Annotated in this window: 11 protein-coding genes and 1 pseudogene; 6 read left to right on the top strand and 6 right to left on the bottom strand. The window is 39.3% G+C overall.

The features are described 5' to 3' along the window. A partial coding sequence (gene repM / locus AC07E5_RS06360; protein ID WP_498625027.1) for a replication initiation protein RepM occupies window positions 1–903 on the top strand: 903 nt, incomplete at its 5' end. Continuing rightward, window positions 900–1,196 (top strand): hypothetical protein, encoded by a 297-nt coding sequence (locus tag AC07E5_RS06365; RefSeq protein ID WP_498625028.1) that lies wholly within the window; start codon window positions 900–902, stop codon window positions 1,194–1,196. The genes repM and AC07E5_RS06365, both read left to right, overlap by 4 nt. On the opposite strand, the gene AC07E5_RS06370 is transcribed toward AC07E5_RS06365, so the two are convergent. Next, window positions 1,193–1,477 carry a DUF8583 domain-containing protein gene (locus tag AC07E5_RS06370; RefSeq protein ID WP_004871868.1) on the bottom strand — a complete coding sequence of 95 codons (285 nt, stop codon included), beginning with the start codon at window positions 1,475–1,477 and terminating at the stop codon, window positions 1,193–1,195. The genes AC07E5_RS06365 and AC07E5_RS06370 overlap by 4 nt on opposite strands. Before the next feature lie 178 nt (window positions 1,478–1,655). Here AC07E5_RS06370 and AC07E5_RS06375 point away from each other — a divergent pair, with 178 nt between their 5' ends. Genes AC07E5_RS06375 through AC07E5_RS06385 form a run of 3 tightly spaced genes read left to right on the top strand, consistent with a single transcriptional unit; the run spans window position 1,656 to window position 3,558 of the window. Next, window positions 1,656–2,117: a GNAT family N-acetyltransferase gene (locus tag AC07E5_RS06375; RefSeq protein WP_498625029.1), complete on the top strand. Its 462-nt coding sequence runs from the start codon at window positions 1,656–1,658 to the stop codon at window positions 2,115–2,117. Between the two features lie 2 nt (window positions 2,118–2,119). Then, window positions 2,120–3,091, top strand: coding sequence for a MobQ family relaxase (gene mobQ, locus AC07E5_RS06380; RefSeq protein WP_498625031.1), 972 nt, complete (start codon window positions 2,120–2,122; stop codon window positions 3,089–3,091). After that, the gene (locus tag AC07E5_RS06385) at window positions 3,088–3,558 is read left to right on the top strand and encodes a hypothetical protein (RefSeq protein ID WP_004870960.1); all 471 of its coding nucleotides are present in this window, start codon (window positions 3,088–3,090) and stop codon (window positions 3,556–3,558) included. Before mobQ ends, AC07E5_RS06385 begins: the two co-directional genes overlap by 4 nt. Before the next feature lie 114 nt (window positions 3,559–3,672). Here AC07E5_RS06385 and AC07E5_RS06390 read toward each other — a convergent pair whose 3' ends face one another. From AC07E5_RS06390 to AC07E5_RS06400, 3 genes are all read right to left on the bottom strand, one after another. Continuing rightward, window positions 3,673–3,954, bottom strand: coding sequence for a type II toxin-antitoxin system YafQ family toxin (locus tag AC07E5_RS06390; RefSeq protein ID WP_001129137.1), 282 nt, complete (start codon window positions 3,952–3,954; stop codon window positions 3,673–3,675). Next, window positions 3,947–4,240 (bottom strand): type II toxin-antitoxin system RelB/DinJ family antitoxin, encoded by a 294-nt coding sequence (locus tag AC07E5_RS06395; RefSeq protein WP_004870963.1) that lies wholly within the window; start codon window positions 4,238–4,240, stop codon window positions 3,947–3,949. The genes AC07E5_RS06390 and AC07E5_RS06395 overlap by 8 nt, the downstream gene beginning before the upstream one ends. 115 nt (window positions 4,241–4,355) lie before the next feature. Beyond that, window positions 4,356–4,991: a LysE family translocator gene (locus AC07E5_RS06400; RefSeq protein ID WP_498625032.1), complete on the bottom strand. Its 636-nt coding sequence runs from the start codon at window positions 4,989–4,991 to the stop codon at window positions 4,356–4,358. Between the two features lie 130 nt (window positions 4,992–5,121). Between AC07E5_RS06400 and AC07E5_RS06405 the strand changes: the two genes are divergently transcribed. After that, window positions 5,122–5,604 (top strand): Lrp/AsnC family transcriptional regulator, encoded by a 483-nt coding sequence (locus AC07E5_RS06405; RefSeq protein WP_151708325.1) that lies wholly within the window; start codon window positions 5,122–5,124, stop codon window positions 5,602–5,604. A gap of 93 nt (window positions 5,605–5,697) precedes the next feature. Here AC07E5_RS06405 and AC07E5_RS06410 read toward each other — a convergent pair. Next, window positions 5,698–5,763: pseudogene (locus AC07E5_RS06410) on the bottom strand (transcriptional regulator); the annotation flags it as partial. Between the two features lie 21 nt (window positions 5,764–5,784). Further along, entirely contained in the window at window positions 5,785–7,035 is a 1,251-nt protein-coding gene (gene lysA / locus AC07E5_RS06415) for a diaminopimelate decarboxylase (protein WP_284941104.1), read from the bottom strand. Between the last annotated feature and the right edge of the window lie 169 nt (window positions 7,036–7,204).

Below are 7,204 nucleotides of genomic sequence, written 5' to 3' on the forward strand. Positions count from 1 at the left end.
AAAGATAATGCACTAATAAATGCCAGTTATAATTTAGACCTATCAGAACAACGTTTAATACTGTTAGCCATACTTGAAGCTAGGCAATCAAATACACCCAATGATAAAGATTTGACGATTCATGCTGAAAGCTATATCAACCATTTCAATGTTCATAGAAATACAGCCTATAAAGTTCTTAAAGATGCTTGTAAAAGCCTATTTGATCGTAGATTTAGCTATCAAAAACTGACTCAAAAGGGCAACATTGAGAATGTAATAAGTCGATGGGTACAACGAATATCTTATGTAGAGAATGAAGCTCTTGTTCGTATTAAGTTTTCTGATGATGTTGTACCGTTGATTACAAATTTAGAAAAACACTTCACTAGTTATGAACTAGAGCAAGTCAGCAGTTTAACTAGTGTTTACGCTATACGCTTGTATGAGTTGCTTATCGCATGGCGTAGTACAGGCAAAGTGACTATGGTAGAGCTAGAAGAGCTAAGATTAAAACTAGGCATAGAACCCAATGAATACAAGAGAATGGGGCAATTTAAAGAAAAAGTTTTACACCTTGCCATTGATCAAATTAATAAGTACACAGATATAAAAGCAGAGTATGAACAACACAAACGTGGTCGTTCAATTATTGGTTTTTCATTTAAGTTTAAGCAGAAACAACAACCGAAAAAATTAGATTCTAAGCGTGACCCAAACACACCTGACTTTTTTATCAAAATGACCGATGCACAACGCCATTTATTTGCAAAAAAAATGTCAGAAATGCCTGAAATGGGGAAATATTCACAAGGTACAGAAAGCTACCAACAATTTGCTATCCGTATAGCAGATATGCTGTTAGAGCCTGAAAAATTCAGAGAGCTTTATCCAATTTTAGAAAAATCAGGATTTCAGCCATGATTAAATTAAATAACCTATCAACCGATCTAAAGCATGTGACCGTTGAATACCTCGACATCGTAAATTATGAAATTGCGAGGGAAAATATATGCGGTTATATCTTCCTATTATCCCGACTATCCAAAAATGCCAAACCCACCGAAAAAATGCAGATGGAAAGCAAAATACAGGACTTAATTTACTATCGAGATAATTTGCAGATAGAAGACAAGGACAATATTCAAAAGGTTTTAAATACGCTCATTCCAGAGTATCAAGCCAAACAAAACAACCAAACAGCTAAGAAAAATTAGGCTTCAATATCGGGCAAATCAAAAAGCTGTCGATCTCTATTTTCTGTTAAATATTCGTTGAGTTCAGCGAGTATTTTTTCTTTATTGGCTTCATTTGCCTGCATTTTCTTAATCAAGTAAGAACCGAGCAAAATTTTACGCCTAGTATCATCCTTGCGCTCCTGTTCTTTCTTTTTGGTACGTTCTCTTGCTTCAATAGCCTGTTTCTGTGCTTTTAACTGTTTCAGCTTCTCTAACTGGGCTTCAATTTTCTTTTCGATATTTTCAGCAGATTTAGTCATAACGGTTAATTTCGGAATATAGAAAACCACTCAAGCATAAGACCCTATGAATTGAAATTCAAGCGGGTAATATGCTATCGTGTTTTTCATGAAATGCGCACTTACGACTTGGATTTCATCCAAGTCAAAGTTTGCGTAAGGGGAAACCCCTTAACCCCAAAAACCTAGGCATATTCTTATGATTATTAGAAATATGGAATCAAATGAAGAGGAATTGTTATTTGATATATTCCTTTCATCTTTATACGGTATTGCATCAAAAGATTATAACCAGAAGCAAATTGAAGCTTGGGCATCAAAAGATAGAGATATAAAACAGTGGAATGAATCTATAAGAAAGTTAAACCCTTTCGTTGCGATCATTGATAACAAAATTGTAGGTTTCGCTGATCTTCAAGCAAATGGATACATAGATCATTTTTTTGTTGATAGTGAATATGCTCGACAAGGCATAGGAACTTCACTAATGGAACATATCCTTTACCAAGCTAAAACTTTGAGCCTTGATGAATTAAGTGCAAATGTAAGTAAAACAGCAGAAAATTTATTCATTAAATATGGGTTTGAAGTTATTGAACGTAGATTTCCTCAACGTGAAAATATCATCCTTGAAAATGCATTTATGTTAAAAAAATTATAAATATGGCTATTTATCATTGTTCCACTAAAACAGTTAACCGAAGTTCGGGGAGAACTGCGGTTGCATCATCTGCATATCGTGCAGGGGAAAAACTCAAGGATGAACGCACAGGATTGACCCACGACTTTACGAGAAAAGACGGTGTCACCCATTCTGAAATTATCTCTAATTTAGATATTGAAATTGACCGCAATGAACTTTGGAACTTGGCAGAAAAAACCGAAAACCGTAAAGATGCCCGAACCGCTAGAGAATGGGTCATTGCCCTGCCTGATGAATTAGACGCTGATCAACGTAAAGACCTGGCAAAAGACTTTGCTAGGTCTTTAGTTGACCGCTATGACGTGATCGCAGATTTAGCCATCCATGAACCAAGTAAAGGCGGTAATGATAAAAACCATCACGCCCATATCATGCTCACGACTCGAAAGGCAGAACTGGACACGGACAATAAACTCACCCTGACCACCAAAACCGATATTGAACTCAGCAACGCCAAACGAAAAAGCCTAGATATGGGGACAACCCAAGAAGACATTAAGCAAATTCGAGAAACATGGGCAGACTTAGCCAATAAGGCATTGGAACGTGCAGGCTACCGAGAAAAAATAGACCACCGCAGTTATGCCGATCAGAACAACGGACTACAAGCCACCATCCATGAAGGCACCAAAGTCACCCAATTACGCAGACAAGGCATAGACACTGAAATCAGCCGTTATAACGACCATGTGAAGCAACACAACGCCCAACACCTCAAACAACAGCAACAGCGCACAGACAGTGTTTTACAGCGTGGTTTAAACCGTGCCGAGCAAGGCTTCGAGCAATGGCAGAAAAACCAAGAAGCTAAACGCCTAGAACAAGAACGCCAAGCCGAAATACAACGACAGCAAAAACTAGAGCAACAGCAAGCCGAGCGAGCCAACCGTAAAGCATCACAAGACTTAGATCAGGGCGGAATGTACCGATGAGCAACCAAAACGACCTAGATGACCAGCTCTATATTTTACTGGCATCTATGAAAGAGTATCGAGAAGCCATAGCAGACGATAACAAGCGATTAGAAGCGTTTTATAAGGAAGTGGCTAGCGGAGTACTCAATAAGACCGAAAAACACCTAAAAAACGCCAATCAGAAGCAAATAGACGCACTCAACAACAGTATTCGGGAATTAAACAATGCAACCAATCAACTTGACTGGCGATTCATGGCAATCTACGCCAGTGCTTTTGTTAGCTTGCTGATCGTTTTCTTTTTAGCATTATTTTTATATGTGCCGAGCATGGACGAAATCAAACAGCGTAGAGCAGACGTTGCATGGCTAGAACAAAAATACAGCCTAGATATTAAAAATTGCAATGGGAAGTCTTGCGTTCGCATCATGAAAAATGACTGTCACGGAGCGAATAAGGATTATTGTGTGATTGACCCAAAATAATGATTAGACAGTACTTTGCTCGGCTCTTGCCATCACCGAATCAATGACAGCAGTCGCAAAGTTGCCCGACTTTGAAACATGGCTAAAGCCATCTTTCAAAGCATCGAGCGATAGTCATCCAAAAATTTCGGAATGGCTATCCAACTGATGCAGTTCTAAAATATCATCACCAACAAGCCTATAGATCAAGACTAAATCAGGCTTCACATGACAATCACGACAATTTTTAAACTCTGCACCACCTTTCAAGGGATGATCTAAATACTTTTCAGGCAAAGGATTATTTGCGACTAAACAATCTAATACTTCTGCCCATTCAGCCGTAACCAGTTCTAAATAACGTCTTTTAATATCACGTTTAAAAGAACTGGTTACGATAATCTTACGTTTAGCCATGTGCTTCTTCCGACATAGCTTTAATCGCTTCTTCTACCGTTTCGTACTCGGTGTACTCGCCATTTTCAATCTCTTTTAAAGATTGAAGTAACTTGGCTGCTGCTTTAGGAGTTAAAGCAGGTTCTCGTGCATAGTCAAAAGACAAAGGAATCGCTTTAGTTTTAACGATTTGATTCAAGAACAGTTTGAATGCTTGAGGCATAGTCAAACCATAGTCTTCCAAAATTGGGGTGACTTGTTCTTTTAACTCTGCTTCTAAGCGCATATTGAAATTGACTGCGGACATGATTCCCTCACTCAAAAACCATTAAAGTAAAGATAATATAATTCATATTCTTTACTTTTTCATTACTTTTGATGTAATAAATGGTTTCTGACAACTGAATTTCGCATAACCGCCATTATGTTAAATGAGGCGTAAATTCTCTATATATCATGCTTAGAGCTAAGATAAACATCATAAGAGATAGTCCCTTAAGCAAAGTTCTTTGAATTTTCAAATTACGTAAAAACTTTTTTAGGCCTAAAGAAAAAAATACATAAAAACCGCCAATAACAGCTAAAGTCAGAACTGTAATTATCATTAAGGCAAAAGTTTGATCTTTCAGACTATATGCTCCAAAAATAGCTGGAACAATTGCTAGGTAAAACGAAATGGTTTTAGGATTACTGAGTGTTATCAATAGCCCATCTCTATAAGAGAATATAGTTTCATTTACCGTATTAGGAGCCTGAGTTTGTAGCAGATCACCATTAAAAGACCAAAAACTATAAGCTAAATACAATAAATAAATACTCGATAGTAGGACCATATAAAAAGAAAAATTTGGAAAAAATTGAGTTAAAGAAGTCAGTAAAAAAATAGAGGTTAATAGAAAGATTAGATCACCTGTGATTAGACCAATTAGCATAATCAAGCCATTTTTATAGCCCTGTGTCAGTGTTTTAAACATTAGACCTGTCATACCAGGCCCAGGAAGAATTGCGGCTAAAGATAAAGTGAAAATATATGTGGTGAATTGTGCTAGATAGTCCATTTGAAGGTAAATCAATAAAAGAATTGAGACTATTTTTTAGTAAAAATAAAGAAGAAATTGATCTATATTTTTTATAAAATTGATAAATAAGGGTATAAAATTTCTATTTTATTTAATAATTTTAGTATTTATGCCTAATCACAAAAAAATTGATAAAACCGATGTAAAAATTTTGGAGTTGTTGCAACAGGACTCACGTATTACAACAGCCCAGTTATCAGAAGAATTGAGCTTATCAACTTCTCCATGTTGGCGTAGAGTCAAGCAACTTGAAGATACTAAGATTATTAAAGGATATGGAGTATTACTTGATCGTAAAAAAATAAATTTAGGTGTAATGGTATTTATACGTGTATCTATTGATAGCCATAGTGAAAAAGAAGCTAAAAAATTTGAGGAAGAAGTGACGGCTTTAGATTATGTCGTTGCATGTTACAGCATTGGAGGTGATGCAGATTTCTTACTTCAAGTTGTATCCCCAGATCTTGATACTTATGCTGAATTCTCTATGTCAATAATAAGAAGATTGCCGGGAATAAAAGAAATGCAGAGTATGTTTGTTTTAAAAGAAATAAAACCATTCATAGGTTTTCCAGTGAAGCCTTCTCAATAGTATTCTAAGTTAAGTTTTCCTAAAATTAACATAATACACGTTATGCGAAGTCAAAAATGGGAGCTTTAAGCTCCCATTTTTTAAATAATTTTCTTAAATAAGGCTTGGGTGAGCATCTAAAATTCGAATTAATGTAGCTGCTGGTCCAGTTGGATAAGTTGATGATTTTGTCTGGTTACCTTACACCGCCTCCAGCGCGAGCAGCTCAGCCACCGTCTGCCTTCGTCGAATAAGCCGGGGCTCCCCATTTTCCATCAGCACTTCGGCAATCAGCGGGCGAGCGTTGTAGTTCGATGACATGGAGGCACCATACGCACCAGTGTCGTGCAATACCAGCAGATCTCCCACCTGTGCCTGCGGCAAGGATCGGTGTAACACCACGCCACCGTCTCCCTGCGTAAACACATCTCCCGACTCGCACAGAGGTCCGGCAACTACTGTGTCAAACTGCTGGCCATTAACCGCTGTGCCATCAGAGTGGATCAACTCCATACCGTGGTAGGCACCGTATAGAGCTGGGCGAACCAGATCATTGAAACCGGCGTCCACCATCACAAAATAGTTGGCGCCCTGTTGCTTCGTAGCGCGTACTTCAGTGACCAACACACCAGACTCGGCCATTAAATAGCGACCTGGTTCTATTTCTAGTTTAACTGGGTGCTCCAGTAGTTGTTCCACAGCATGGCGCGCTGTATTCCATAATGAAAAGTAGTGCGCTGTATCAATCGTGGGTTCACCAGTCTGATAGGGAACGGATAGCCCGCCACCCGCCGAGATGGCGTGCAGGTCCAAACCCTGCGCATTTACTACTTCTACCAACTTCAGCATGGCACCGCAGACTTCTTGCAAGTGCGTGTAGTCTACGCCTGAGCCGATGTGCATGTGCAGGCCATGCAAGGTCAGGCTGTTTGACTTGATCTTTTCGCAGGCGCGTACTAGGTCGCCATGCCAGATGCCATGCTTGCTATGCTCTCCACCAGTATTTGTTTTCTTCGAATGGCCATGCCCGAAACCTGGATTGATGCGTAACCACACTGGGTGCCCTGGGTTGACCGCACCCAATTGATCCAGCATGTCCATGGAACCACAGTTCACAGGAATATTTAGTTCCACCACGCGCGCAAGCGTAGCGCGGTCCAGCAGATCAGCCGTAAACACAATGTCTGCGTGCCCGTTGTGCAAGCCCGGCGTAAAACCACTAGCCAACGCACGTTCGATTTCACCCAAAGACACTGAGTCCACCACTACGCCCTGTCGCTTCATGAGGCGAAGGATATGTGTATTAGAATTGGCTTTCTGAGCGAAACGCACTACGTCAAACAACTGCAGAGCGGCAATCTGGCGCGTAATGGTGTCGGCATCATAGATCCACAGCGGGGTACTGAATTGCTGGGCCAAAGGAGCGATGGTAGTGGGAGTAAAAGGATTCATAAATAGATGATTTCCCTTGTAGTCAATTCAATCATAGATGATCTCCTTCATAGTCAATTCAATCAATGCTATTCTTATTATTTAGCTATTCAATATTGATATGAATTTAACTCATCGCCAGCTGATGATGTTTCGCGCCATCATGCTGCACGGCAACCTGGGGCGTGCA

This window comes from Acinetobacter seohaensis (assembly GCF_056431365.1).